This window comes from Micromonospora sp. IBSANI012, from assembly GCF_052814045.1.
In genome coordinates this window covers 5,480,618-5,506,853 of record NZ_CP199933.1, presented here as the reverse complement: position 1 = coordinate 5,506,853, position 26,236 = coordinate 5,480,618, and the positions used below count along the sequence as shown (strand labels likewise).

23 protein-coding genes, 1 tRNA gene and 2 pseudogenes are annotated in these 26,236 nt (G+C 73.0%); 11 read left to right on the top strand and 15 right to left on the bottom strand.

The window, feature by feature from the left end:
* Window positions 1-122 precede the first annotated feature (122 nt).
* The 3 genes and pseudogenes from ACTWM8_RS25405 to erm form a co-directional block, all read left to right on the top strand.
* On the top strand, window positions 123-1,022 hold the full coding sequence (locus ACTWM8_RS25405; RefSeq protein ID WP_446211198.1) for a Gfo/Idh/MocA family protein: 900 nt from the start codon (window positions 123-125) through the stop codon (window positions 1,020-1,022).
* A 334-nt stretch (window positions 1,023-1,356) separates the two neighbouring features.
* The gene (locus ACTWM8_RS25400; protein ID WP_255540576.1) at window positions 1,357-1,479 is read left to right on the top strand and encodes a hypothetical protein; all 123 of its coding nucleotides are present in this window, start codon (window positions 1,357-1,359) and stop codon (window positions 1,477-1,479) included.
* Window positions 1,480-1,710: 231 nt separating this feature from the next.
* Window positions 1,711-2,502: pseudogene (gene erm / locus ACTWM8_RS25395) on the top strand (ErmE/ErmH/ErmO/ErmR family 23S rRNA (adenine(2058)-N(6))-methyltransferase); the annotation flags it as partial.
* Between the two features lie 52 nt (window positions 2,503-2,554).
* Here the strand turns inward: erm and ACTWM8_RS25390 are convergent.
* Window positions 2,555-2,746, bottom strand: coding sequence for a DUF2795 domain-containing protein (locus ACTWM8_RS25390; protein WP_446211197.1), 192 nt, complete (start codon window positions 2,744-2,746; stop codon window positions 2,555-2,557).
* 138 nt (window positions 2,747-2,884) lie between these two features.
* Between ACTWM8_RS25390 and ACTWM8_RS25385 the strand changes: the two genes are divergently transcribed.
* On the top strand, window positions 2,885-4,141 hold the full coding sequence (locus tag ACTWM8_RS25385; protein ID WP_446211196.1) for an erythromycin esterase family protein: 1,257 nt from the start codon (window positions 2,885-2,887) through the stop codon (window positions 4,139-4,141).
* A gap of 22 nt (window positions 4,142-4,163) precedes the next feature.
* Here the strand turns inward: ACTWM8_RS25385 and ACTWM8_RS25380 are convergent, their stop codons facing one another.
* The 3 genes from ACTWM8_RS25380 to ACTWM8_RS25370 form a co-directional block, all read right to left on the bottom strand.
* Window positions 4,164-6,347 (bottom strand): MMPL family transporter, encoded by a 2,184-nt coding sequence (locus ACTWM8_RS25380; RefSeq protein ID WP_446211195.1) that lies wholly within the window; start codon window positions 6,345-6,347, stop codon window positions 4,164-4,166.
* Between the two features lie 13 nt (window positions 6,348-6,360).
* The gene (locus ACTWM8_RS25375) at window positions 6,361-6,921 is read right to left on the bottom strand and encodes a TetR/AcrR family transcriptional regulator (protein WP_446211194.1); all 561 of its coding nucleotides are present in this window, start codon (window positions 6,919-6,921) and stop codon (window positions 6,361-6,363) included.
* A gap of 77 nt (window positions 6,922-6,998) precedes the next feature.
* Window positions 6,999-7,610: a PadR family transcriptional regulator gene (locus tag ACTWM8_RS25370; protein WP_446211193.1), complete on the bottom strand. Its 612-nt coding sequence runs from the start codon at window positions 7,608-7,610 to the stop codon at window positions 6,999-7,001.
* A 57-nt stretch (window positions 7,611-7,667) separates the two neighbouring features.
* On the opposite strand from ACTWM8_RS25370, the gene ACTWM8_RS25365 reads away from it, so the two are divergent.
* Window positions 7,668-8,915 carry an FAD-dependent oxidoreductase gene (locus tag ACTWM8_RS25365; RefSeq protein WP_446211192.1) on the top strand — a complete coding sequence of 416 codons (1,248 nt, stop codon included), beginning with the start codon at window positions 7,668-7,670 and terminating at the stop codon, window positions 8,913-8,915.
* On the opposite strand, the gene ACTWM8_RS25360 is transcribed toward ACTWM8_RS25365, so the two are convergent.
* Entirely contained in the window at window positions 8,869-9,237 is a 369-nt protein-coding gene (locus ACTWM8_RS25360; RefSeq protein WP_179801629.1) for a winged helix-turn-helix transcriptional regulator, read from the bottom strand. The two genes, ACTWM8_RS25365 and ACTWM8_RS25360, sit on opposite strands and share 47 nt — an antisense overlap.
* A 99-nt stretch (window positions 9,238-9,336) precedes the next feature.
* Here ACTWM8_RS25360 and ACTWM8_RS25355 point away from each other — a divergent pair, with 99 nt between their 5' ends.
* Window positions 9,337-10,779, top strand: coding sequence for an MFS transporter (locus tag ACTWM8_RS25355; RefSeq protein WP_446211191.1), 1,443 nt, complete (start codon window positions 9,337-9,339; stop codon window positions 10,777-10,779).
* Here ACTWM8_RS25355 and ACTWM8_RS25350 read toward each other — a convergent pair.
* Window positions 10,719-11,237: an aminotransferase class I/II-fold pyridoxal phosphate-dependent enzyme gene (locus ACTWM8_RS25350; RefSeq protein WP_446211190.1), complete on the bottom strand. Its 519-nt coding sequence runs from the start codon at window positions 11,235-11,237 to the stop codon at window positions 10,719-10,721. The genes ACTWM8_RS25355 and ACTWM8_RS25350 overlap by 61 nt on opposite strands.
* 121 nt (window positions 11,238-11,358) lie before the next feature.
* Window positions 11,359-12,126 (bottom strand): annotated as a pseudogene (locus ACTWM8_RS25345) (aminotransferase-like domain-containing protein); the annotation flags it as partial.
* Window positions 12,127-12,179: 53 nt separating this feature from the next.
* Here ACTWM8_RS25345 and ACTWM8_RS25340 point away from each other — a divergent pair.
* The 3 genes from ACTWM8_RS25340 (at window position 12,180) to ACTWM8_RS25330 (ending at window position 14,670) form a co-directional block, all read left to right on the top strand.
* A complete protein-coding gene (locus tag ACTWM8_RS25340) occupies window positions 12,180-12,941 on the top strand; it encodes an isocitrate lyase/PEP mutase family protein (RefSeq protein ID WP_446211189.1) in 762 nt (253 codons plus the stop codon).
* A 48-nt stretch (window positions 12,942-12,989) separates the two neighbouring features.
* Window positions 12,990-13,949 carry a non-homologous end-joining DNA ligase gene (gene ligD, locus ACTWM8_RS25335; protein WP_446211188.1) on the top strand — a complete coding sequence of 320 codons (960 nt, stop codon included), beginning with the start codon at window positions 12,990-12,992 and terminating at the stop codon, window positions 13,947-13,949.
* A 73-nt stretch (window positions 13,950-14,022) separates the two neighbouring features.
* The gene (locus ACTWM8_RS25330; RefSeq protein ID WP_446211187.1) at window positions 14,023-14,670 is read left to right on the top strand and encodes a class I SAM-dependent methyltransferase; all 648 of its coding nucleotides are present in this window, start codon (window positions 14,023-14,025) and stop codon (window positions 14,668-14,670) included.
* A gap of 91 nt (window positions 14,671-14,761) precedes the next feature.
* Here ACTWM8_RS25330 and ACTWM8_RS25325 read toward each other — a convergent pair whose 3' ends face one another.
* The 8 genes from ACTWM8_RS25325 to ACTWM8_RS25290 form a co-directional block, all read right to left on the bottom strand.
* Window positions 14,762-15,988: an ROK family protein gene (locus ACTWM8_RS25325; protein WP_446214671.1), complete on the bottom strand. Its 1,227-nt coding sequence runs from the start codon at window positions 15,986-15,988 to the stop codon at window positions 14,762-14,764.
* Between the two features lie 117 nt (window positions 15,989-16,105).
* Entirely contained in the window at window positions 16,106-17,206 is a 1,101-nt protein-coding gene (locus ACTWM8_RS25320; RefSeq protein ID WP_446211186.1) for a substrate-binding domain-containing protein, read from the bottom strand.
* Between the two features lie 49 nt (window positions 17,207-17,255).
* Window positions 17,256-18,554, bottom strand: a complete 1,299-nt coding sequence (gene mmsB / locus ACTWM8_RS25315; RefSeq protein ID WP_446211185.1) for a multiple monosaccharide ABC transporter permease — start codon at window positions 18,552-18,554, stop codon at window positions 17,256-17,258.
* Window positions 18,551-20,098, bottom strand: a complete 1,548-nt coding sequence (gene mmsA, locus ACTWM8_RS25310) for a multiple monosaccharide ABC transporter ATP-binding protein (protein WP_446211184.1) — start codon at window positions 20,096-20,098, stop codon at window positions 18,551-18,553. The genes mmsB and mmsA overlap by 4 nt, the downstream gene beginning before the upstream one ends.
* 379 nt (window positions 20,099-20,477) lie before the next feature.
* Window positions 20,478-20,549, bottom strand: a tRNA-Arg gene (locus ACTWM8_RS25305).
* 165 nt (window positions 20,550-20,714) lie between these two features.
* Window positions 20,715-21,410, bottom strand: coding sequence for a winged helix-turn-helix domain-containing protein (locus ACTWM8_RS25300; protein ID WP_446214670.1), 696 nt, complete (start codon window positions 21,408-21,410; stop codon window positions 20,715-20,717).
* A 191-nt stretch (window positions 21,411-21,601) separates the two neighbouring features.
* Complete coding sequence (locus ACTWM8_RS25295; protein WP_446211183.1) at window positions 21,602-22,270, bottom strand: DUF305 domain-containing protein; 669 nt, start codon at window positions 22,268-22,270, stop codon at window positions 21,602-21,604.
* Between the two features lie 9 nt (window positions 22,271-22,279).
* On the bottom strand, window positions 22,280-23,080 hold the full coding sequence (locus tag ACTWM8_RS25290) for a DUF3105 domain-containing protein (protein WP_446211182.1): 801 nt from the start codon (window positions 23,078-23,080) through the stop codon (window positions 22,280-22,282).
* A 97-nt stretch (window positions 23,081-23,177) separates the two neighbouring features.
* Here ACTWM8_RS25290 and argS point away from each other — a divergent pair, with 97 nt between their 5' ends.
* Window positions 23,178-24,842 carry an arginine--tRNA ligase gene (gene argS, locus ACTWM8_RS25285; RefSeq protein ID WP_446211181.1) on the top strand — a complete coding sequence of 555 codons (1,665 nt, stop codon included), beginning with the start codon at window positions 23,178-23,180 and terminating at the stop codon, window positions 24,840-24,842.
* Window positions 24,843-24,848: 6 nt separating this feature from the next.
* Complete coding sequence (lysA, locus tag ACTWM8_RS25280) at window positions 24,849-26,234, top strand: diaminopimelate decarboxylase (RefSeq protein ID WP_446211180.1); 1,386 nt, start codon at window positions 24,849-24,851, stop codon at window positions 26,232-26,234.
* Window positions 26,235-26,236 lie beyond the last annotated feature (2 nt).

Here is a 26,236-nt window from a genome sequence, read left to right as displayed (position 1 = left end):
GTCGTAGTAATCGCCCTCGCCCCGGTCACTCGGCCAGGTCGGCCGGACGTGCCCGGCCGGGGGCGACTAGGTTGGATCACGCCACGGCACCGCCGTGGCGGACGACGACACCGGGGGTACTCGTGCTGCGGTTCGGCTTGTTTGGCACCGGTCACTGGGCGGCGGAGACGCACGCCGCCGCGATCGACGCGCACCCGCGCGCCGAACTGGTCGGGGTCTGGGGACGCAACCCGGAGCGGGCCGCCGCGCTGGCCGACCGGCACGGCGTACCGGCGTTCGGCGACGTCGACGCGCTGCTGAACGAGTGCGACGCGATCGCCGTGGCGCTCCCGCCCGACATCCAGGCCGACCTCGCCGTACGCGCCGCCATCGCGGGCCGGCACCTGCTGCTGGACAAGCCGCTGGCGCTCACCCTCGCCGACGCCGACCGGGTGGTGGCCGCCGCCCAGCAGTCCGGGGTGGCCTCGGTCGTCTTCTTCACCCAGCGCTTCCACCCGAACGTCACCGGCTTCCTCGCCTCGACCGCCGCGGCCGGCGGCTGGCAGCACGCGCGGGCGACGATGTTCGCCTCGATCTACCAGCCCGGCAGCCCGTACGGCGAGTCGCAGTGGCGGATCGAGCACGGTGCCCTCTGGGACATCGGTCCGCACGCGCTGTCGATCATCCTGCCGGTGCTCGGCCGGGTCACCCGGGTGGCCGCGATGAACGGCCCGAGCGGCCTGGTCCACCTGCTGCTCACCCACGTCGGCGGCGCCACCAGCGCGATCTCGCTCACCCTGGACGCGCCTCGTGAGGCGACGACCCGCGACTTCGTCTTCTTCGGCGAGAACGGCACCGAGACGGTGCCGCCGGGCGACGGCGACGCCATCACCGCCTTCGGCACGGCGATCGACCAGCTGCTCGAGGAGATCGACGCCGGCACCCGGGACCACCGCTGCGACGTGCGCTTCGGTCGGGAGGTGGTGGCGATCCTGTCCGCCGCCGAGGTCGCCCGCGCCGAGGGCCGCACCGTCGAGATCTGAGCCCCTCCCGGGGTCCGGCCGGTCCGTGACCCCGGCCGGCGGGTGCCGGCCGGGCATGTCGCCCGTCCCAGGGCATATGAGTGTTGAGCGATATACCTCTGAGGCATATTTATGCCTCAGAGGTATATCGCTCGATGTGGGGAGTGGGGGGCGGACGCTACCCTCCGTAACCCGGAGCCGTAGCCGGGCGAGCCGCGACAGCCCGCCGGCCGCAGCCGGCGATCTCGGTGGCGACTCGGCGAGTCGAACAGCCAGGTGGCCGGCGGGTGGCGACGACCCGGACGGTTCCGGAAACCCGTCGCGGGGCGACCGGCCCGCCGCTAGCCTGGCCGACATGTTCACGCACGCCCTGATCGACGTGGCCGCCGCGCCGGCCGTGCGGGGCCTCCTCCTGGTTGCCCGCCCGCGAGTCCGGCGCCCGGCCCTGGCCGGCCGGGACGCCCACCGCCGCGCCTGACCTGACCTCCGCACCGTCGCCGACCGGTCCACCGACCGGGGGCCGGTGCGTCGCGTCGCACCCGGCGCCGCCGCACCGCTGACCGCTGACACCTCGCGGTCGGCGGGCGCACGTCCGCGTCCCCCGCCGAATTTCCAGGGTCGTCCGAGTCCCGATCCGCTCGGACAGGCCCGCCATGTGCGCTGCCTGTCCGTACCCCGTCGCCGACCGGCGACAGACAGGACGATCCCCGTGGCGCCCCGCCGATCCCGCACCACCGCACGCGACCGGTCCCGTCGCGTACTGTCCCAGAACTTCCTGACCGATCCGGCCGCCGTCGCGCGGCTGGTCCGGGCCGCCCGGCCCGGCCCCGACGACCTGCTGCTGGAGGTCGGCGCGGGACGGGGTCAGCTGACCCGTCCGCTCGCCGCCCGCTGCGCGCGGCTGGTCGCGTACGAGGTGGACCCGGCCGCCGCCGGCGACCTGGCCGCCCTCGCCGCCCAGCTGCCCCAGGTCAGCCACCGGCAGGAGGACTTCCTCGCCGCGCCGCCGCCGGACGAGCCGTTCTCCGTGGTCGGCAACATCCCCTGGTCGCTGACGGCCGCGGTGGTCCGCTGGTGCCTGGCCGCGCCCGGGTTGCGGGCCGCGACGCTGCTCACCCAGCTGGAGTACGCCCGCAAGCGCACCGGCGACCACGGCCGGTGGAGCAGGCTGACCGTGCTCACCTGGCCGGAACACCACTGGCGGCTGGCCGGGCGGGTGCCGCGTACCGCGTTCCGGCCGGTGCCCGGCGTCGACGGCGGGATCCTGCGGGTCGAGCGCCGCCCCGAGCCGCTGCTGCCCCGGGCGGCACTGCCGGCGTACCGGAGGATGGTCGAGCTCGGGTTCGGCGGCGCCGGCGGCTCGCTCGCCGCCTCGCTGCGCACGGCGCACCCGCGCGGCCGGGTGGACGGTGCGCTACGGGCCGCCCGGCTCGACCCGGCCACGCCGGTCGGGCTGGTCTGGCCGGAGCAGTGGCTGGTCCTGTTCCGTCTGCTGCACGCCCGCGACCCGCGCGACCGGCACCCCGGGCTCGCCTGCCCTGAGCCAGGCCTGCTCAGGCGAGCGTGGTCAGCGCCTCGTGCAGCTCGGCGGGGTCGTTGAACTGTTCGGCGGGCAACGCCCGCAACATCTGCAACAGCTCGGTGCTGGCCCCGTTCTCCTGACCCCAGCGGACCAGGTCCTCGCGGGAGACCGGGTAGTCGAGCCCGGCCAGGTAGTCCTGCAACTGCGCGCCGGTGACGGTCATGCCGCCCGGCTACCCGTCCTGCGCGCCGGCACACCGCGAGCGGCGGAATGGCCGGTTGGAGAGGTGAGACCGGGACGGCCATCGACGCCCGCGGCCACCGTCTGAGTTTGGTCGCCGACCCGCCGGGTAGCCGCGGACATGCTGGTTCAGCGGCTCGGCGCGCCGAGCGACTTCGATCCGTTGCTCGCGCGTGTCGGGGACGCCCGGGTGGTGATGATCGGCGAGGCGACGCACGGCAGCTACGACTACTACCGGCTGCGCGAGCAGTTAACCCGCCGGCTCATCGCCGAGCACGGCTTCTCCTTCGTAGCGGTGGAGGGCGACTGGCCGGACTGCGACCGGGTGAACCGGTCGGTGACCGGCGCGCCCGGCGGCGCCGCCGACCCGCGGCTCGCGCTGGAATGCTTCGAACGCTGGCCCACCTGGATGTGGGCGAACGCCGAGGTGAACCGGTTCTGCCGCTGGTTGCGGGCCTGGAACATGGAACGCCCGGCGGGGGAGCGGGCCGGCTTCCACGGCTTGGACGTGTACAGCCTGTGGGAGTCCATGCAGGCCATCTTCGACTACCTCGGCGAGGAGGACCCGCAGTCGCTGGAGGCGGCGCAGGAGGCCTACCGCTGCTTCGAGCCGTACGGCAAGCAGGTCGAGGAGTACGGCGCGGCCAGCCGGTTCGTCTCCGCGCGCTGCGAGGAGGAGGTGGTACGCCTGCTGGCGCGTACCCGGGCACACGCCGCGGCGGACGGCCCGGATGCCTTCGCGGCCTGGCAGAACGCGGAGGTGGTGGCCGGCGCGGAGCGTTACTACCGGGCGATGGTGCGCGGCGGCCCGGAGTCGTGGAACGTGCGGGACATCCACATGACGGACACCCTGGACCGCCTGCTGGAGCACTACGGCCCCCAGGCGCGGGGGATCGTCTGGGCGCACAACACGCACGTGGGGGACGCCCGGGCCACCGACATGGCCGCCGACGGGATGGTGAACATCGGCCAGTTGGGCCGGGAACGGCTGGGCCGGGACGGGGTCGTGCTGGTCGGCTTCGGCAGCTACCGGGGGACGGTCGTCGCCGCGCCGCGCTGGGGTTCGCCGGCCGAGGCGATGGTGGTGCCGCCGGCCCGGGAGGGTTCGGTGGAGCGGCGGCTGCACGAGCTGATGCCGGAGCGGGCGGTGCTGGTCTTCGGCGGTGCGGACGAGCCGGAGTGGATCACCGGCACCGTCGACCACCGGGCGATCGGGGTGGTCTACGACCCGACCTTCGAGTCCTGGGGCAACTACGTGCCGACCCGGCTGGCCGAGCGGTACGACGGGTTCATCTGGTGCGACGAGACCACCGCGCTGCATCCGCTGCCCGCGCTGAGCGCGATGGGTGAGATGGAGACCTACCCGGCCGGCGTGTAGGCCGGCCGGGCAGGCCCGTCCGTCAGGCGTCGACCGGCTCCCGGTCGAGGTGGGCGCGCAGCCCCTCACCCTCGATGTCCACGTTGGGCAGTGCCCGGTTCAGCCAGCGGGGCAGCCACCAGGCCGTCCGGTCGAGCAGCGACATCACCGCCGGCACGATGGTCATCCGCACCACGAAGGCGTCGATGGCGACGCCGATCGCGAGCGCGAAGCCCATCGACTTGATCACCGGGTCGTCGAGGAAGACGAAGCCGCCGAAGACCGAGATCATGATCAGCGCGGCGGCGGTGACCACCCGGGCGCCGTGGCCCATCCCGTTGATGGTGGCCTGGCGCGGGGTGTCGCCGTGCACGAAGTCCTCCCGCATCCGGGAGACCAGGAAGACCTCGTAGTCCATGGCGAGTCCGAACAGGATGCCGATCAGCAGGATCGGCAGGAAGCTGATCAGCGGGCCCGGGGTGTCCAGCCCGACCAGGTCGGCCAGGTGCCCCTGCTGGAACACCGCGACGGTGATGCCGAAGGTGGCGGCCACGGTGAGCAGGAAGCCCAGCGCCGCCTTGACCGGTACCAGGATCGAGCGGAACACCAGCATCAGCAGCAGGATCGACAGCCCGACGACGAGCAGCAGGTAGACCGGCAGCGCGTCGGAGAGCTTCTCGGAGACGTCGATGCCGATCGCGGTGACGCCGGTGAGCAGCACCTCGGCGTTGCCGATCGAGCCGACGCCGTCGCGGATGTCGTGGACCAGCGTCTCGGTGGCCGCGTCGGTCGGTCCGGTCTTGGGGATGACGCCGAGCAGCGCCGTCCGGCCGGAGGGGTCGACCTGCGGCGGGGCCACGGCCAGCACGCCCTCGGTGCGCTGGATCAGCGCGGTGACCTGCGGTACGGCGGCCGCGGTGTCCTGCGGGGAGTCCGAGGTGACCACCACGGCGAGCCGGCCGGTGAAGCCGGGCCCGAAGCCCTCGCGGATGACGTCGTTGCTGGCCCGGGCCGCGCTTCCCTCGGGCGCGGTGGCCGCGTCCGGCAGGGCCAGCCGCATGTCCTGCGCCGGCAGCGCGAGCAGCCCGAGGCCGAGCAAACCGACCAGGATGACCGGGATCCGCAGCTTGGTGACCCAGTGCGCCCAGCGGAAGCCGAAGTTGGAGCGGTCCTCGGCGGACGGGGTGTCGCCGGTGGCCGGCGCGGCGTCGGCCCGGCGCAGCTTGCGGGGGAGCACCTTGCGGCCGGCGAAGCCGAGCAGGGCCGGCTGGAGGGTGATCGCGACGAGCACCGCCACGGTGACGGTGCCGGCGGCGGCCAGACCCATCACGGTGAGGAAGGGGATGTTGACCACGGCCAGGCCGGCCAGCGCGATGACCACGGTGGCGCCGGCGAAGACGACGGCGGAGCCGGCGGTGCCCACGGCCCGGCCCACCGCCTCGTCGGGCTCCAGCCCGTCGAGCAGGTTCTGCCGGTGCCGGGAGGTGATGAAGAGCGAGTAGTCGATGCCGACGGCCAGGCCGAGCATCAGGGCCAGGATGGGCGCGGTGCTGGTCAGCTCGACCGCGCCGCTGAGCGCGAACAGGCCGGCCATGCCGACGGCGACGCCGATCAGGGCGTTGAGCATGGTCATGCCGGCGGCGACCAGCGAGCCGAACGTGATGATCAGGACGATCGCGGCGACCAGCACGCCCAGCGCCTCGGTGGAGCCGACCTCGGGCTCGGAGTTGAGCACCTCGCCGCCGGGCGCGACCTGCCAGCCCTGCGCCTCGGCCTGCGCGCCGACCTTCTCGTACGCCTCGCGCTGGTCGTCGGTGACCTCGTCGGCGCCCGTCGCGAACTGCACCTGCACCAGGGCGAACCGGCCGTTGGGGGAGACGGCCTGGACCTGGAACGGGTCGACGGCGCCGACCACGCCGGGCAGGGTCGCGGCCTCCTGCACGACGCCCTTGACCACCGCCTGCCCCTCGGGCGTGGCGAGCTGGCCGTCCGCCGGCGCCTTGACCGCGATGGTCCCGGTGGCGCCGCTGGCCGCCGGGAACCGCTCGGCCAGCAGGTCCAGCGCCTGCTGCGACTCGGTCCCGGGCATGGTGAAGTTGCTCGCCGTCGGGCCGCGCAGGGTCGCCGCGGCGAGGCCGAGGCCGACGAGTACGACGAGCCAGACGGCGACGACGAGTCGCCGGTGGCGCAATGAGGCCCGGCCGAGCCGGTACAGCAGGGTCGCCATCAGATCCTTGTCCTCATTCGGGGTTGGGTGGGTCGAGCGGTGCCAGCGCCCGGGTGGCGATCGCCAGCAGGGCGGGGCGCAACTCGTCGTCGGGCACGTCGACGAACTCGGCGCACGCATGGGGCACCCCGGCCAGCACGACCATCGCCGCGATCCGGCCGCCCAGGCCCTCGCAGTGCCCCGCGAGCGCGTCGAGCAGCCGTTCGGAGATGCGCTGGACGTGGGCGAAGGCCGGTTGCGCCAGCAGTTCGGGGAACTCGCCGCGCAGCAGCGCGATCTCCCGCCGGAAGCGGACCGCGAGGTCCACGAAGCCCTCGGCGGCGGCGCGCTGGGCGGCGGCGCCGTCGAGGGCGGCGATCCGCTCGTCGAGCTGGCGCAGCACCTCGATCGGCCGGGCCATCAGCTCGGCGAGCAGGGCTTCCTTGCTGGCGAAGTGGTAGAGCACGGCCGCCTTGGAACAGCCCACCTCGCGGGCGATGTCCTGCAACGAGGTGCCCTTGTAGCCGGTCACCGCGAACCGCCGTGCCGCCGCGGCCAGGATCTCGCCGTGGGTCTGCGGGGTCGTCCGTGCCATGCGTTCCAGCATGCCTGACCGATCGGTCAGAGCCTGACCGATCGGTCAGACGCGTCGGGTGGCGTTCGCCACACCGGTCATTCCCCGGCGCCGTCCGCCGCGCCGGTCCAGCCGGCCAGCCACTCGCCGGACCAGGTCAGCGTCCCGGCGCGCAGGTCGGCGGCGAGGCCGCGGACCCACTCCAGCTCGGTACGCAGCAGTGCCAGCCGGTACTCGTCCTCGACCAGGAAGAGCCGCGGCAGGTCGACCCGGGCGAGGACGGCCTCGCGCTCGCGCAGCCGCGCGGCGAGGGTCTCGGCGCGTCGTTCGAGCTGCCGGGCCGCCTCGGCCGGCGGCAGCAGCGGCAGGAAGGAGAGTGCGGCGGGAAACTCGGGGAACTCGCGCGCCGGGGTGGCGAGCGCCTCGACCAGCCAGCCGTCCAGCGTCCGCCGGCCGGCGTCGGTCAGCTCGTAGACCGTGCGTTCCGGCCGCCGCTCGTCCCGGGCGGTGTGGCTGACCCGCACCAGCTCGTCGCGCCGCAGCCGCTCGATGGCCTGGTAGATGCTGTTGCGCTGCGCGACGTTGACCACGTCCTGCTTCTCGCGCTCCTGGATGAGCTGCTGCATCCGGTACGCGTGCATCGGCTGCTCGACCAGGAGGGCGAGCACCATCATCGCCAGCGGTGAGTGGCGGTGTGCGCGGGCGGCCATGGCCTCACCTTAGGTGACGGTCTTCCCCACCATAGTCATTCTATGTATAGTCATTACATGACTAAAGCATTGATCATCGGTGGCGGCATCGCCGGCCCGGTCGCCGCCCTCGCCCTGCGCCGCGCCGGCATCGACTCGGTGGTCCACGAGGCGTACGAGCGGGACGCGGTCGGCGTGGGCTCCTTCCTGACCCTCTCGGTCAACGGAATGGACGCGCTGCGCGCGATCGGCCTGGACGAGCTGGTCGCCGGGCTCGGCCACCCGACTCCCCGGATGGCGATGTTCAACCACCAGGGCCGCCGGCTGGGCGAGTTCGGCACCAGCGGCACCCGTACCCGGGGGCGGGGCAGCACCACGGTGCGGCGGTCCGACCTCTACCGGGCGCTGCGTGACGAGGCCGCCCGGCAGGGCGTACCGATCGTGCACGGCGCCCGGCTGGTCGCGGCCGAGTCGACCGGGGCGGGCGTACGGGCAGGCTTCGCCGACGGTCGGAGCGCCGAGGGTGACCTCCTGATCGGCGCGGACGGGCTGCGCTCGCGGACCCGGGAGATCATCGACCCGGCGGCGCCCGCGCCCCGCTACGTCCCGCTGCTCAACGCCAGTGGCTTCACCCGCGGCCTGGGGCTGCCCGGCGAGCCGGGCGTGATGAACATGGTCTTCGGTCGGCGGTGCTTCTTCTGCTGGATCCCGGTGGGCGACGACGAGATCTGGTGGTTCGCCAACCCGCCCCAGCCGGCGGAACTGACCCCGGACCAGCTCGCCGCCATCGGCCCGGAGGAGTCACGCGCCCGGCTGCGCACCCTCTTCGCGGACGACGCCGGCCCGGCCCTGCGCATCGTCGAGGCCACCGACCGGATCCGGTACGGCTGGCCCACCTACGACCTGCCGTCGCTGCCCGTCTGGCACCGCGACCGGATGATCGTCATCGGCGACGCGGCGCACACCGCCGCCCCCTCCTCCGGGCAGGGCGCGGCGATGGCGTTCGAGGACGCGGTGACGCTGGCCCGGTGCCTGCGCGATCTGCCCGACGTGCCGGCCGCGTTCGCCACGTACGAGCGGCTGCGCCGGGAGCGGGTCGAGCGGGTGGTGGCGCAGGGGCGGCGGAACAGCGGCACCAAGGCCGCCGGTCCGGTCGCCCGGCTGGTGCGGGACGTCGCCCTGCCCCTGTACGCCCGGCGGATGGCGACGACCGGCGGCGCCTCCCTCGCCTGGCTGTACGACCACCACGTCGAGTGGGACGCACCGGTCGCCGCCGGAGTCACTGCGCCGCGTGCTCCCGGTCGTACGCGGCCCGCGCCTCGCTGATCGCCCCGCGGTGCCGTTCGGCCCAGTCGGTGAGCGCCACCAGCGACTCGTAGAGCTCCAGGGCCATCGGGGTGGCGGTGTACTCCACCTTCGGCGGCACGGTCGGGTACACCCGCCGGTGCAGCAGGCCGTCCCGTTCCAGGTTGCGCAGGGTGAGGGTCAGCATCCGCCGGCTGATCCCCTCCACCTGCCGTTCCAGTTCGGTGAAGCGGACCGGCCCCTTGGCGGCCGCCACCAGGATGCCGATGCTCCACTTGCCACCGACCCGGTCCAGCGCCTCGCGGACGGTGCAGGCGCGGGCCTGGGCGCGTCCGATGGACACACAGCTGTTCCCCTGGGACACCAAAGTGCCTCCTTCCGCTCGGTTTGATGGTCACAGACGATGGCCTTGGTAACAAACCATGCACCAAGGAGGACGTCGATGACGAACCGATGGGCGGCGCTGCTCGTGCTCTGCGCCGGCAGCCTGATGATCATCCTGGACGGGAGCATCGTCGCGGTGGCCCTGCCCGCCATCCAGCGCGATCTCGGCTTCGCCGCCGCCGACCTGCCCTGGGTGGTCAACGCCTACCTGGTCGCGTTCGGCGGGCTGCTGCTGCTCGCCGGGCGGCTCGGCGACCTGGCCGGCCGCCGGCGGGTGTTCCTCGCCGGGGTCGCCCTGTTCACCCTCGCCTCGGTGGCCTGCGCGCTGGCCGGCGACCCGACCACCCTGGTCGTCGCCCGGTTCCTCCAGGGCGCCGGTGGGGCGCTCACCACCGCGGTCGGCCTCGGCATGGTCGTCGGGCTCTTCCCCGCGCCCGCCGAGCGGGCCCGGGCCATCGCGGTGTTCAGCTTCACCGGCGCGGCCGGCGCCTCGCTCGGCCTGCTGGCCGGCGGGTTCCTCACCGAGCTGGCCGGTTGGCCGGCGATCTTCCTGATCAACCTGCCGATCGGCCTGCTCATCGTGGGCGGCGCCACGCGGTGGGTGCCGGCCGATCGGGGCATCGGGCTGCGGGCCGGCCTCGACCTGCCCGGCGCGGCGCTGGTCACCGCCGGCCTGATGGCCACCGTGGTGACCATCGTCGGCGCCGGCGAGCACGGCTGGACGTCCCCGCGCACCCTCGCCGCCGCGCTGCTGGCCGGGGCGCTGCTCGGCGCGTTCGCCCTCCGGCAGGCGGTCGCCGCCACCCCGCTGCTGCCGCCCCGGGTGCTGCGCACGCCGGACCTGGTCGCCGCGAACCTGGTCCAGTTCCTCACCATCGCCGCGTTCTTCGGCTTCCAGTTCCTGCTGGCCCTGGAACTCCAGCTCGTGCTGGGCCTGGCACCGGCCGCCACCGGGCTGGCCTTCCTGCCCACCCCGGTGGTGATCGCCGTGGTCTCGCTCGGCCTCGCCGGGCGGCTGATCGCCCGGTTCGGCGGCCGGGCGGTGCTGCTCACCGGGCTGGCGCTCGCCGTACCCGGGTTCCTGCTGCTGGCCCGGCTGCCGGTGGACGGCGACTACGCGACGGACGTGCTCCCGGCGATCCTCGTCTTCGGCCTGGCCGGCGGGCTGACCCTGCCGGCGGTCACCACCCTCGCCATGGCGGGCGCGGACCCGGCCGACGCCGGCCTCGCCTCCGGGCTGGCCAACACCACCCAGCAGGTCGGCGGCGCGCTCGGGTTGGCCGCGCTGGCCACCCTGGCCGCCCACCGCACCGACGTGCTGGGCGCCGCCGGCCGGGCCGGGTCCGACGCCCTCGCCGCCGGCTACCGCGTCGCGTTCGCCGCCGCGGCCGCTCTGGTCACCGCCGCGCTGCTGGTCGCCCTGGTGGCGCTGCGCCGGGGTCAGGGCCGGGGGGAGACGGTACGCAGCACCGTGGCCAGCTCGTCCAGCGCGGCCGGGTAGCGGTGCGCGGGCGAGGTGGCGTACCCGACGACCAGCCCGGGTGGGCCTGCCCCGGGGCGGTGCCGGTGGGCGTCCAGCCCGGTCAGTGCCAGCCCCCGGGCGGCTGCGGCGGCCAGCACCTCCGCCTCGCTCGGTCCGCCCGGCGGCAGCGCGACGGTGGCGTGCAGCCCGGCGGCGACCCCGCCGACGGCCACCCACCCGGCCAGCCGCTCCAGCAGCAGGTCACGCCGCTGCCGGTAGCGGCGGCGGACGGTGCGCACCTGGCGGTCGTACCCGTGGCTGGTGATCAGGTCGGCGAGCGCGAGCTGCCCGACCACCTCGGTCTGCACGTCCAGGTGGCGCTTGGCCTCCACCACCGGCTCGACCAGCCGGGCCGGCAGCACCAGCCAGGCCAGCCGCAACGCCGGGCCGAGGGTCTTCGCCGCGGTGCCGACGTAGGCGACCTGCTCCGGGGCCATGCCCTGCACCGCGCCGACCGGCTGCCGGTCGTAGCGGGAACTCGCCGTCGTAGTCGTCCTCGACCACCAGGGCGGCGGCGTCCCGGGCCCAGCCGGTCAGCGCGTGCCGGCGGTCCGGGCGCAGCGTCACCCCGGTCGGGTACTGGTGGGCCGGGGTGACCACCGCCGCCGCCACCTCGGCCAGCTCCCCGACGCCGAGCAGGTCGGTACGGGCCCCGCCGTCGTCCACCGGCAGCGGGAGCACCCGGCCGCCCTGGCGGCGCACCACCTCGCGGTGGAAGGGCAGCCCCGGGTCCTCCATCGCCACCGTCGGCGCGCCGGCCTCCCGCAGCACCGTGGTCAGCAGTACCAGCGCCTGGACGTACCCGCTGGTCACGACGATCCGCTCGGGGTCGGCCAGCACGCCGCGGGCCCGGCCCAGGTAGCCGGCGAGCGCGGCGCGCAGCTCGGCCCGCCCGCGCGGATCGCCGTAGCCGTACGCGCTCGCCGGGGCGACGGCCAGCGCCCGGCGGGTGGCCCGCAGCCAGGCGGTGACCGGGAAGGCGCCCACGTCCGGGCTGCCCGGCCGCAGGTCGTACCGGGGGGCGGCGGGACCGGGCGTCGGCGTGGCGGCCGGCGGCCCGGCCTGCCGCAGCGGGCTCACCTCGGTTCCGGAGCCGACCCGGGCCACCAGCCAGCCCTCGGCGACCAGCTGGTCGTACGCGGCGCTGACCGTGCCCCGGGCGAGGCCCAGCTCGGCGGCGAGCGCCCGGGTCGCGGGCAGCCGCGTCGACGGCGGCAGCCGGCCGTCCCGGATGGCCGCGCGCAGCGCGCGTTCCAGCCCGGCCCGCCGGCCGCCGCTGGCGTCCAGCTCCAGGTGCAGGTCGACGCCGAAACCGGCCCAGTCCATCGGCACGGGATTGGAGCTTAGAGGTGGGCCACCCGCCGGCCGAGAATCGACCCATGACGTCGACCCGTTCCGCCGCCGCGCTGCGCGCCCTGCACCGCCCCGGCGACCCGCTGATCCTGCCGAACGCCTGGGACGCCGGCTCCGCCCGCGCCGTCGCCGCCGCCGGCTTCCCCGCCGTCGCCACCAGCAGCGCCGCCGTGGCGGAATCGCTCGGCCACACCGACGGCGAGGCCACCCCGGTGGCCGAGATGCTCGCCGCGGTGGCCCGGGTCGTCCGGGCCGTCGAGGTGCCGGTCACCGCCGACCTGGAGCGGGGGTACGGCCTGCCGCCGGCCGAACTGGTCGAGCGGCTGCTCGCCACCGGGGCGGCCGGACTCAACCTGGAGGACTCCGAACCGGGTACCGGACGGCTGTGCGAGGTGGACCAGCAGGCCGACCTGCTCGCCGCCGTCCGCGCGGCGGCCGGGCCGGACCTGGTGGTCAACGCCCGGGTGGACGTCTTCCTGCGCGCCGCCGGCGATCCGGCCCGGGCGTTCGACGAGGCGGTCCGCCGGGCCGGTCGCTACCGCGCCGCCGGCGCCGACTGCGTCTACCCGATCCTGCTGGCCGACCCGGAGCTGGTCGGGCGCTTCGTCGCGGCGGTCGACGGGCCGGTGAACGTGCTGCTGCGCCCCGGCACGCCCGGGGTCGGGGAGCTGGCCCGCCTCGGCGTGGCCCGGATCAGTCTCGGCTCCGGGGTGTACGACGCGGCCCGGGCCCGGGCCGCCGGGATGCTCGACGCGCTGCGCGGCGGCGGCGACCCGTTCGCGGGCTGACCGCCGCGTCGGCTTGCGGCCGGAAGGCGCAGCCGGGAAGGTGGGCTGATGAGCGGGGCGGAGGAGACCCGGGACGGGGTCGGGCTGACCAACCTGGACCAACCGCTGCTCGCCGGCGGTGACGTCACCAAGCGGGACCTGGTCGACTACCTGGACGCCGTGCGCGAGCGCATCCTGCCCGGCCTGCGCGACCGACCGCTCTCGGTGATCCGGCTGCTGCGCGGGCAGGACCCGTTCATGCAGAAGAACCTGCCCAAGTACACGCCGGACTGGGTGCGCCGCACCGCCGTCTGGGCGGAGGCGTCCCACCGGCAGGTGTCCTACGCGCTCTGCGACGACCGGCGCACCCTGCTCTGGTTCGCCAACCAGCGGGCGATCGAGTACCACCCGACGCTGAGCACGGTGGCGCATCCCGAGCACCCGACCTACCTGGTGCTCGACCTCGACCCGCCGGAGGGGGAGCCGTTCGGGCTGGTGGTCCGGGCCGCCGCGCTGGTGCGGCGGGCGCTCGACGACATCGGCCTAACCGGGGCGCTCAAGACCAGCGGGGCGAAGGGCGTGCACGTCTTCGTACCGGTCGACCCGACGACGACCGCCGAGGAGGCGGCCGCCGCCACCCGGGCCCTCGCCGTGCACGCCGAACGGCTCGACCCGGCCCTGGCCACCACAGCCTTCATCCGGGAGGACCGGGGCGGCCGGGTCTTCGTCGACGCGACCCGGGCCGGCGGGGCGACCGTGGTGGCCGCGTACAGCCCGCGGGTCCGGCCCGGCCTGCCGGTCTCCTTCCCGGTGGCCTGGGACGACCTCGACGGGGTCACCCCGGCCGACTTCACGGTGCGGACGGTGCCGGCGCTGGTGGCCGACCGGGACCCGTGGGCCGACGCGTTGCCCGCCCCGCAGCGGCTCCCGGCCGAGCTGGTCGCCGAGGGGCGGACCATCCCGGTCGCCCGGGTGCAGGCCATGCACGAGGGGAAACGCCGAGCCCGGGCCCGGCGGGCGGCCGGCTGACCCGCGTCATGCCGACGGTAGGACGGTGCTGGTCGAGCTTCGGCCGGCGAACGAGTTGTCCAGGGGGTTCGCGGTGACCGCACACGACGCCGAGGTTGACGGCTACGGGCCCCACGACTACGACGCGCTCTACCGCGACACCGCCGACTCGGGCGGGCCGCCCTGGGACATCGGCGGTCCGCAGCCGGCCCTCGCGGCGGTGCTCGACCGCGGGGTGCAGGGCCCGAAGGTGCTCGACATCGGCTGCGGCCCCGGTGACCTCGCGATCGCCCTCGCCCGCCGCGGCTACCAGGTGACGGCGGTCGACATCTCGCGCGTGGCGATCGACATGGCCCGCGCCAAGGCCGCCGGCGAGGGCCTGACGGTGCACTTCGAGGTGCAGGACGCCACGGAGCTGTCGTTGCCCTCGGCGCCGTTCGACTCGGTGTTCGACTCCGGTCTGCTGCACAGTCTCCACCGGCGCGGCGGCGGCGCGGTGGACGCATACCTCGCGCTGCTGCCGAGCCTCGCCGCGCCGGGCGCGACCGTCTTCGTACTGGCGGTCTCCCTCGCGGCGGGCCACGGCTGGGGCGTGACCGAGGAGTTGCTGCGGGCGGGCTTCGCCGAGCCGCAGTGGGTCGACACGGAGATCGATGAGATCGACGTGGCCGCGGAGACCGGCGGCCGGGAGCTCTCGCTGCCCGGCTTCCTGCTCCGGACGGTCCGCGCCTCCGACACCTAGCCGCGACCGGCGACGGCCCGACCGGACGGCCCCGCGTTGGCGGCGAACGACGTCGACGCCGGTGCCGACCAGCCTGGCCCCGGCGCCGGCTCTAGCCGGCGGCGCCGGCGTGCAGCGGGTCCGCCAGGAGTGTGTCGAAGGCCAGTTCGGCGGCGCCGATCAGGGCGGCGTCGCGGCCGAGCGCCGCCGCGCGCAGGTGCACGATCTCGCGGCAGGGCGGCAGGACCATCGTGTCCAGGCGGCGGCGGACCGTGCCCGCGCCGGCGAGGTAGAGCTCGCGCAGCGAGCCGCCGAACACCACGGTGTTCGGGTTGACCACGTTGACCAGGTTGGCCACGCCGAAGCCGAGCCAGTCGGCGACCCGCTCCACGGCCGCCACCGCCGGCTGCTCCCCGGCCGCCGCCGCGCGCAGCACCTCGGCGACCGCGTCCGGGCCGCCCGGCTCGCGGCCGGCGTGCCGCAGCAGCGCCGCCTCGCCGATCTCGGTCTCCCAGCAGCCGCGTGAGCCGCACCCGCAGGGCAGGCCGTCCGGGTTGACCACCATGTGGCCGACCTTGCCGCTGCGCCCGCGGTGGCCGAGCACCAGCCGGCCGCCGCTGATGATGCCGGCGCTGACGCCCAGGTCACCGTGCAGGTAGACGACGTCGTTGACCCCCGCCGCCACGCCCCGGACGTGCTCGGCGAGGGCGGCGATGTCGGCCAGGTCGCCGGTGACGAATCGGGGGCCGGCCGCGAACTCCGCGCTGAGCGCGGCGTGCAGCGTCTCGTCGGCGCCGCCGATCCGGATCCGGCCGTCGGCGTCGCGGGTCGTGTCGACCACGGCGACCGCGCCGCCGGCCAGCAGCGCGTCACCGGGGACGGCGCGTTCCATGTCGCGGACGAAGTCGGCCAGCGGGGCGACGGCGTCGGGGGCGGTCATTCCGGACGGACGGTCGGCCTCGCGCAGGTCCAGGATGCGGCCGCCGAGGCCGACGCGGGCGGCGCGCAGCCGGTCCGCCTCGATGCTCAGCGCGTGCGCGTAGACGCGGTCGGAGCGGGGGCTGACCACCAGCGAGGGGCGGCCGGCGCGGCGGGCGGTGGTGGGCGCCTCCTCGGTCACCAGGCCGGCGGCGGCGAGGTCGGCGGCGAGCGCGCCGATGGTGCTCCGGTTGAGCCGGAGCCGACTGGTCAGCTCGGCGCGGGAGGTCGGGCCGTGCACGTGGACGTAGCGCAGCACGGCGCCGAGGTTCTGCCGGCGGATCTCCTCCTGGCTGGCGCCGGGCGCCGAGGCCGGCAGGAGTTCCGGGTTGCGGCCCTGCCGGGGTGGCCCGGACCGCATGGGTGTCGCCACGGTCAGGCCGCCTCCCGGTCGGTTGTGGGTATCTGCCGGGGAGTACAACGAAGGGTCCCGGAAACGGACTTCCGGGACCCGACGTCGTGACTACCCTGAAGGTGCTTACTTGGTGAGCGGCGACAGCTTCGGGTCGTTCGCGTACGCCTCGGCCGCGTTCGCCTTGGTCACGGCGACCGGCGGGAGCAGGTACGTGTCGACGACCTTGCTGCCGTTGTTGTACGACTTGGTGTCGTTGATCTCCGGCTTGTCACCGGCCTGGAGGGACTTCACCATCGCGATGGTCTGCTTGACCAGGTTCCGGGTGTCCTTGTTGATCGTCATGTACTGCTCGCCAGCCATGATCGACTTGACCGACTCGACCTCGGAGTCCTGACCGGTCACGACCGGGATCGGCTTGCCGGCACCCTTGATCGAGGTGATGATCGCGCGGCCCAGCGTGTCGTTCGGGGAGAGGACGCCGTCCAGCTCCTTGTTGCCGTAGGTCGAGGTCAGCAGCTGGTCCATGCGGGCCTGCGCACCCTCGGCCTTCCAGCCCTGGATGGCGGTCTGCTTGACGTCGGTCTGCTTCGAGGCGACGACGACGTTGCCCTTGTCGATCTCCGGCTTGAGCACGCTCATCGCGCCGTTGAAGAAGACACCGGCGTTGTTGTCGTCCGGGGAGCCGGAGAAGAGCTCGATGTTGTACGGGCCGTTCGGCTTCTTGGCCTTCATGCCGTCCAGCAGGGCCTGGCCCTGGAGCTGGCCGACCTTGAAGTTGTCGAACGCGACGTAGTAGTCGAGGTCCGGGGTGTTGGTGATCAGGCGGTCGTACGCGATGACCTTCGCGCCGGCCTGGTGCGCCGCGGCGACCTGGGTCGACAGCTGCGCGGCGTCGGTCGCGCCGATGACGATGACCTTGGCACCCTTGGTCACCATGGCGGTGATCTGGGCCTGCTGGTCGGCAACGGTGGTCGACGCGCCGGCGTACTGCACGTCGCTCTTGAAGCCGGCCTCCTTCAGGCCGTTGGTGAACAGGTCACCGGCGAGGACCCAGTTCTCCGAGGTCTTCGACGGCAGGGCGACACCGATCAGGGAGTCGGCCGCGAAGCCCTTGGCCGGGGCGCCGGAGCCGCCGGACTCACCGTCACGGCCGGAGCCGCAGCCGGTCAGGGCCAGCGTCGCGATGGCGCCGATCGCCACCGTCTTGGCAAGGAGATTGCGCATGGGGAGTAGTGCCCTTCTTCTGTGGTGATAGGGGAGAGGTCGGTGGCCGTCAGCCGGACACCGCGGTCTTGGCGGGCTCGCGCTCCGCTTCCGACGGGGACGAGGGCGTGCTGGGCGTGTCTCGGCGGAACGAGCGGGTGAGGCTGCCGATGATCGAGAAACGTCCCTGCTTCTTGTTGTAGACGTCGAGCGCGACGGCCAGCAGCAGGACCAGCCCCTTGATGATCTGGACCTGGTCGCTGCCGACGCCCTTCAGCTGCAGGCCGTTGTTGAGCACGGCCATGACCAGACCGCCGACGATCGAGCCACTGATGGTGCCGATGCCGCCGGCGACGGCCGCGCCGCCGATGAAGACCGCGGCGATCGCGTCCAGCTCCCAGCCGTTGCCGTCCTGCGGACCGGAGGCCGCCGAACGGGCCACGAAGATCATGCCGGCCAGCGCGGCCAGGACCGACATGTTCATCATGACGAAGAAGTTGACCCGCTTGAGCTTGACGCCGGAGAGCTCCGCCGCCCGCGAGTTGCCGCCGACCGCGTAGATGTGCCGGCCGCCGGCGGTGTTGCGGGTGTAGAAGGAGTACGCCAGGACCAGCGCCACCAGGATGATGCCGGAGACCGGGAAGCTGGTGCCGACGCGACCGCTGGCGAAGCGCAGCGAGGCGAAGACGATCACACCGACCATGACGGCCATCCGAAGGACCGAGATCCACATCGGTGCCGGGTCGGCGTCCATCTCCCGGCGGGTCTTGCGGGACTTCAGCTCCCGCCACACCACGGCCACGCAGGCGGCCAGGCCGAGCAGCAGGGTCAGGTTGTTGTAGCCCGTGCTCGGGCCGACCTCGGGCAGGAAGCCCGAGCCGATCACCCGGAAGCCCTCCGGCACCGGGATGGTGTTCGCGTCGCCGATGAACTGGTTGCCGCCCCGGAAAAGCAGCATGCCCGCCAGGGTGACGATGAACGCCGGCACCCCGATGTAGGCGACCCAGAAGCCCTGCCAGGCGCCGATGATCGCGCCGATGGCGAGACCGTAGAGGATGGCGACCGGCCAGGGCAGCGACCACTCCGCCATCGACTTGGCCACCAGGATGCCGGTGATGGCAGCGACCGAGCCGACCGAGAGGTCGATGTGCCCGGCGACGATCACCATCAGCATGCCGATGGCCAGGATGAGGATGTACGAGTTCTGCTGGAACAGCGCGATCAGGTTGTCCGACCGCAGGGTCAGCCCGTCCGTCCAGATCTGGAACAGGACGACGATCGCCACCAGGGTGAAGATCATCCCGAACTGGCGGGCGTTGGAAGTGGTGCCTCCGAAGAGGTTCTTCTGCAGGTCCTTCAATCGGCTCATCGTGTCTGCATCTTCTTCGTAGAGGTCATCTGCTTCATGAGGGTCTCCGGGTCCGCATCCTCACGGGCGATCTCGCCGGTGATGGTTCCTTCGAACACGGTGTAGATGCGGTCGCAGAGCCCGATCAGCTCAGGCAGTTCCGAGGAGATGACGACGACGCCCTTCCCCTGGTCGGCGAGCCGCTGGATGATGCCGTAAATCTCGTACTTGGCGCCCACGTCGATGCCGCGCGTCGGCTCGTCGAGGATCAGCAGGTCGGGGTCGGTGAACATCCACTTCGCCAGGACGACCTTCTGCTGGTTGCCGCCGGAGAGCTTGGAGACGCTCTCGTCGACCGACGGAGCCTTGGTTCGCAGCTCCCGGCGGTACGACTCGGCCGCCTGGTACTCCGCGACCTCGTCCAGGACGCCGCGCTTGGAGATCTTGGACAGCTTGGCGGCCACCGTCGACGCCTTGATGTCGTCGAGCAGGTTGAGGCCGATCGCCTTGCGGTCCTCGCTGACGTACGCGAGCCCGTGGGCGATCGCGTCCGCAACCGACTTCAGCACGATCTCCTTGCCGTCCTTGATGATCGTGCCCGACTCGTACACCCCGTAGGAGCGGCCGAAGACGCTCATCGCCAGCTCGGTGCGGCCCGCGCCCATCAGGCCGGCGAAGCCGACGATCTCGCCGCGGCGTACGACGAAGCTCTCGTTCTTGCAGACCTGGCGCTCGGCCGAGATCGGGTGCCGGACGTTCCAGTCGCGGACCTCGAAGAAGACCTCGCCGATCTTGGGCGTGTGGTCCGGGAAGCGGCTGCTCAGCTCGCGGCCGACCATGCCCCGCACGATCCGGTCCTCGTCGACCGCGCCCGCCTGGACGTCCAGGGTCTCCACCGTCCGGCCGTCGCGCAGGATGGTGATCTGGTCGGCGATCGCCTCGATCTCGTTCAGCTTGTGCGAGATCATGATCGAGGTGATGCCCCGTGCGCGGAAGCCGCGCAGCAGGTCCAGCAGGTGGCGCGAGTCCGCCTCGTTGAGCGCGGCGGTGGGCTCGTCCAGGATGAGCAGCTTGACGTCCTTGGCGAACGCCTTGGCGATCTCCACCAGCTGCTGCTTGCCGACGCCGATGTCCTTGATCAGGGTGTCCGGGTCCTCCTGGAGACCGACCCGGGCCATCAGGTCCAGGGCCATCCGGTTCGCGGCCTTCCAGTCGATCGCACCCCGCTTGCGCGGCTCGTTGCCGAGGAAGATGTTCTCGGTGATCGACATGTGCGGGATGAGCGCGAGCTCCTGGTGGATGATCACGATGCCGGCGGCCTCGCTCGCCCGAATGTCGGAGAAGCGGGTCTCGGCGCCCTGGTAGACGATGTCGCCGTCGTACGTGCCGTACGGGTAGACGCCGCTGAGCACCTTCATCAGCGTCGACTTGCCCGCGCCGTTCTCGCCGCAGATGGCGTGGATCTCACCGGCGCGCACCATGAGGTTGACGTCGGAAAGAGCTTTGACTCCCGGGAACTCCTTGGTGATGGAGCGCATCTCCAGGAGGATGGGCGCGTCGCTCATGACTTGCTGCACCTCGCCAACATCATGGATGCCTCTCGCTGGGTCGGGCTTCACGAGGTTTTGTTGCGTACCACAACTTATTCACGCGCGAAGGCGATCCGCAAGTTTCCGATGCACGGGAGTTGTAACAATCCGGCAATATGGAGTCCGGTCCATGCCCCGGCTGGCAGGGCTGTCTGGTTCCTCGGCCGCCGGGTGACGCGGTAGACATCGGCAGCTGTGGCGCCGCTCTCCCGCCCGGGCCGGTCCACCCCGACTCCGGGTCACCGGGTCCATGACCTTGCGGGTGCGTGCCGATCCGGAAACGAAAAATTCCCCGGCGTACCCGCCGGGGAATCCTCGTTCGTCTTGTCGCGGAGCCCGCTCCTGCGATGTTGTGTGCCCCCGGCAGGATTCGAACCTGCGCCCCCGCCTCCGGAGGGCGGTGCTCTATCCCCTGAGCTACGGGGGCTCAGCGACCCGAGAAGAGTACCAAACCCCATCCCGAACACCGAATCGGCACCCGGTGCCTCCTCCGCGTCCCGCGAATCCCGCGTTGATCATGAAGTTGTTGTCCCGACACGCCGCGTGCCCGCCGACAACAACTTCATGATCAACGCGAAAAGGGCGGGGTGGGTCAGGCGGCGGCGAGGGTGCGGCCGCAGCTGGGGAGGGGGTGCAGGACGATGCGTCGGGGGAGGCGTCGGGGCCACTCGTTCTTGGGCCACGAGCCGTCCACGATCAGGTGCACGGTGCGCTCCTCGGCGCCGCTGAGTCGCAGCACGAAGTCGCGGGGGAGCGGCGCGTCCACGCCGGGCGTGGTCACCATGAACCGGACCCGGCCCCGGGACGACACCGCGGAGATCACGTCCGCGGCCGGCATGGTGCCGCGCAGGCGTACCCGGCCGATCCAGTAGACCTCCGCGGAGTGCTCCTGGGCGGCCCGGGTGATCGCCGGGTACTCGCTGCGCACCCAGCGCTCGACCGCGCCGACGCAGAGCCCGCAGGCCCGCTCCCGCGGCTCCCGCGGACCCAACCCCCAGGCCCGCAGGTACGCCCCGACGTCGCCGGCGTCCATCGCCAGGTCGAACTGGCGTTGGATCAGCGTGGTCAGGCTCTGTCGCGTCCACAGCTCCTCGTCCAGCCCGAACTCGTCGGGGTGGACGCCCCGCAGGCTGTCGATCAGTTCGAGTTCCTGTTCGCGGCTGAGCGTTCCGGGCTCGCCCTGCCGGTGTCCGCGACGGACGGCTGCCACCGCTCCGTCACCGCCGATGGTGTGGCGCCGGCACCAGCTGGTGACCGAACGCCGCGCGTCTCTCAGTGCAACCCCCACGTCCTGCGCAACGAGCCCGAATCGCAACTGGTCACGATATGTGGGGAGAAAAGTCTCCAACGACCGGAATCGGTCGGAGCAACCAAAGGCTGCCAAAAGGTTGTAAAGGGACAGCCCGTACCGATCGGAACGGACAGAGGCCCGCGTCCGCCGGGGCGGTACGCGGGCCTCCGTCGAGCCGGGTGCCGGGCTCAGCCACCCAGGCGCTTGAGGGCGTTCTGGAGGTTGACCAGGTCCGTCTGCTGGGTGTTCTTCATGGTCTGCGCGACCTTGAGCACGTCGTCATCCCCGCCGTGGTCGAGGATGCCCTGGATCATGTGGATCCCACCCAGGTGGTGCTTGATCATCATGCGCAGGAAGAGCACGTCGAGGTCGTGTCCCTGCGCCGCGCGCAGCTGCGCCATCTCCTGCGGCGTCGCCATGCCGGGCATCAGCCCGTCCCGGAGGCTGTCCCGGCCGTCCGGCATCCAGGCCATCGCCGGCTCCGAGCCGGTCGGGTCCAGCCCCCACGACCGCAGCCAGGTCTGCATGGTGCCGATCTCGCCCTGCTGACCGGTGGCGATATCGCCGCCGATCTGGCGTACCTCCGGGTCGCTGCCCTTCTGGAAGGCGATCAGCCCCATCTCCACCGCCTGGGCGTGGTGGCTGGTCATGTCCCGGGCGAAGCCCGCCTCGGCCGAGCTGTCACCCGGTCGGGTGAGGCTCGGCGTCAGCAGGCCGCCGGCGTACCCCAGGAGGAGACCGACCACGACGGCGGCGGTCAGCGCGAGGAGGCCGTAGCGGCGCGCGGACCGCCGGCCACCGTCGTCGGTGACCGGGGCCTCGTCGGGTGCGCTGTCCGTCGTCACGGGAGCGGTCATGGCCGTTCCTTACTGCTGGGCGGGCTGCGGGTCGCGCGGGGTGGTGCCGGTGGCCGTGATGCCCTGGCCGCAGTTGGCGTTCGGGCCCTCGACCGAGGCGTTGACGCGCAGCGTCTTGATGAAGTCATCGATCCGGCCGTCGTCGGCGTTGTCGACCTTGAGCTGGTAGCCCCAGGCCTGCAGCGAGATCGGCTTGTCCAGCCCGTCGAACGGGCTGAGCATCAGCTTCTCCTTGCCCTGGACCTTGCTCTTCAGCGTCGCCACCTGGTCGGCCGGCAGGTCGGAGCGGTACGTGATCCAGACCGCGCCGTGCTCCATGCTGTGCACCGCGTGCTCGCTGGCGATCGGGGCGTCGTAGACGTCACCCATGCAGTTCTGCCAGGCCGCGTTGTGCGGGCCGGCGACCGGCGGGTTGACGTCGTACTTGATCGGGCCCTGCTGGTGCTGGCCGCCCTGGACGAGCTTGGCGTCCTTCTTGCGGAAGTCGACGATGCCGTCGATGTCGGCGGCCCGCTTCTCCCACGGCTTGGAGCCCTGGAAGGCCGCGTACGCGCCGTACCCGATGATCGCCGCGGCGAGCACGCCGACGGCCACGAAGAGCGCGATCGGGCCCCAGGACCGGCCCTGGCTCACCTTGACCGGCGCGACCGGCTTGCGGGGGCCCTTGCCACCCGAGGTCTGGCGGGGGGAGCCCGCCGACTTGCCGGCCCCGGGCTTGGCGCCGGACGCGGGCCGGCCAGCCGCCGGCTTCTTGCCGGTGCTGACCACGGTCGGACGGCGCTCCGGGCCGCCCGGGGTGCTGATGCTCATGGTGCCTCGTCAGGTCGGTCGGTCAGGGAGTTGGCGGGCAGGGTGACGCGCAGGGTCGCCGCCGAGTGACCGAGTCTACCCCCGTTAGCATGGTTCGGTGACTCCCGCAGAACTCGCCGAGGTCGTCCTCTCCGCAGCCCACGCCGTCTTCACCGAGCGGGGCCTGGACCCCGCCGCGCTCCCGGAGCGGACGGCGGTGGAGCGACCGCGCAATCCGGAGCACGGCGACTACGCCTCGACGCTGGCGCTGCAGCTGAGCAAGAAGGTGGGGGTTCCGCCGCGGGAGCTGGCCGCCGCGCTGGCCGACCAGCTCGGCCGCGCCCCGGGGGTCAAGTCCGTGGAGATCGCCGGCCCCGGCTTCCTCAACATCCGGCTCGACGCCGCCGCGGCGGGCCAGCTCGCCCGGTCGATCGTCGAGGCCGGCGCGGAGTACGGCCGCAGCGACGCCCTCGCCGGCCAGAAGATCAACCTCGAGTTCGTCTCGGCCAACCCCACCGGCCCGGTGCACATCGGTGGCGTCCGCTGGGCGGCCGTCGGCGACGCGCTGAGCCGGCTGCTCCGCGCCACCGGCGCCGACGTGGGCACCGAGTACTACTTCAACGACGCCGGCTCCCAGATCGACCGGTTCGCCCGGTCGCTGCTCGCCGCCGCGAAGGGCGAGCCGGCCCCCGAGGACGGGTACGGCGGCGCGTACATCGCCGAGATCGCCGAGCAGGTCCGCGCCGTCCGGCCGGACGTGCTGGAGCTGGACGACGCCGCCGCCCAGGAGGCCTTCCGGGTCGAGGGCGTCGCGCTGATGTTCGCCGAGATCAAGTCCTCGCTGCGCGCCTTCGGGGTGGAGTTCGACACCTACTTCAACGAGAAGGACCTGCACGACCGGGGCGAGCTGGACCTCGCCCTGGAGCGGCTGCGCGAGCAGGGTCACCTCTTCGAGGCCGACGGCGCGACCTGGCTGCGCACCACCGACTTCGGCGACGACAAGGACCGGGTGCTGCGCAAGTCCAACGGCGAGTGGACGTACTTCGCCGCCGACTGCGCCTACTACCTGGACAAGCGCGAGCGCGGCTTCGAGCGGGTCGTGATCATGCTGGGCGCCGACCACCACGGCTACATCGGCCGGATGAAGGCAATGGCGGCCTGCTTCGGCGACGACCCGGACCGCAACCTGGAGATCCTTATCGGCCAGCTGGTCAACCTGGTCCGCGAGGGCGCGCCGGTGCGGATGAGCAAGCGGGCCGGCACCGTGGTCACCCTGGAGGACCTGGTCGACGCGATCGGCGTGGACGCCTCCCGGTACGCACTGGCCCGCTACTCCAGCGACTCCCCGATCGACATCGACGTCGAGCTGTGGACCCGGGCCACCCGCGACAACCCGGTCTACTACGTGCAGTACGTCGCCGCCCGGACGGCCAGCGTCGGGCGCAACGCCGCCGAGGTCGGGCTGACCCGCGGCGACGCCGCCGACTTCCGGGCCGACCTGCTCGGGCACGAGAAGGAGAACGAGCTGCTCAAGGCGCTCGCCGAGTTCCCCGCCGTGGTGGCCACCGCCGCCGAGCTGCGGGGACCGCACCGGGTGGCCCGCTACCTGGAGGAGCTGGCCGGGGCGTACCACCGGTTCTACGACAACTGCCGGATCCTGCCGCGCGGCGACGAGGAGGTCACCGACCTGCACCGGGCCCGGCTCTGGCTCAACGACGCGACGCGGGTGGTCATCGCCAACGGCCTGCACCTGCTCGGCGTCACCGCTCCGGAGAGGATGTGAGCATTCGTGCGCGCGCATGAGGCCGGTGCCCTGCACGGCGACATCGGCAGCCGGGAGCCGGCGTGGCTGCGTACCCCGGCCGACGTCAACGCCCTGGTGCCGCAGCTGTGGCCGCGCAACGTGACGCGCGCCGGCGACGGCGCGCTCGCCGTCGCCGGCCTGGGCGTCCGCGACATCGCGGCCGAGTACGGCACCCCGCTGTACGTCCTCGACGAGGACGACCTGCGCTCGCGCTGCCGCGACTTCCGCGCCGCCTTTCCGGACGTCGACGTCTACTACGCGGGCAAGGCGTTCCTCTGCCGGGCCGTGGTCCGCATGATCGCCGAGGAGGGCCTGCACCTCGACGTCTGCACCGGCGGCGAGCTGGCCACCGCGCTGTCGGCGGGGATGCCGCCGGAGCGGATGGGCTTCCACGGCAACAACAAGTCCGTGGCCGAGCTGACCCGGGCGCTGGACGCCGGGGTGGGTCGGATCATCCTCGACTCGTTCACGGAGATCGACCGGCTCACCGCGCTGGCCCGCGAGCGCGGGGTACGCCCCGGCGTGCTGATCCGGGTCACCGTCGGCGTCGAGGCGCACACCCACGAGTTCATCGCCACCGCGCACGAGGACCAGAAGTTCGGCTTCTCGCTCGCCGGCGGGGCGGCCGCGGCGGCCGCCTTCAAGGTGCTCGACGAGGGCGTGCTCGACCTGCGCGGCCTGCACTCGCACATCGGGTCGCAGATCTTCGACGCCAGCGGCTTCGAGGTTTCCGCCCGCCGGGTGCTCGCCCTGCAGGCGCAGATCCGCGACGCCCGCGGCGTGGAGCTGCCCGAGCTGGACCTCGGCGGCGGCTTCGGCATCGCGTACACCACCCAGGACGACCCGGCCTCGCCGCAGGACCTGGCCAAGCGGCTGCGCAAGATCGTCGACGGGGAGTGCGCGGCGGAGCGGCTGGCCGTGCCGCACCTGTCGATCGAGCCCGGCCGGGCGATCGTCGGCCCGGCGGTCTTCACCCTGTACGAGGTCGGCACGGTCAAGGACGTCGACGGGATCCGCACCTACGTCAGCGTCGACGGCGGGATGAGCGACAACATCCGCACCGCGCTCTACGACGCCTCGTACTCGGCCACCATGGCGAACCGGGCGTCGGTGGCCGAGCCGATGCTCGCCCGCGTGGTGGGAAAGCACTGTGAGTCCGGGGACATCGTGGTGAAGGATGAATTCCTGCCCGCCGACGTGCAGCCCGGAGATCTTGTCGCGGTGCCCGGCACGGGCGCGTACTGCCGCAGCATGGCCAGCAACTACAACCACGTGCCCCGCCCCCCGGTGGTCGCGGTGCGGGACGGCCGGGCCCGGCTGATCGTCCGACGGGAAACCGAAGAGGACCTGCTCGCTTTGGATGTGGGATGACG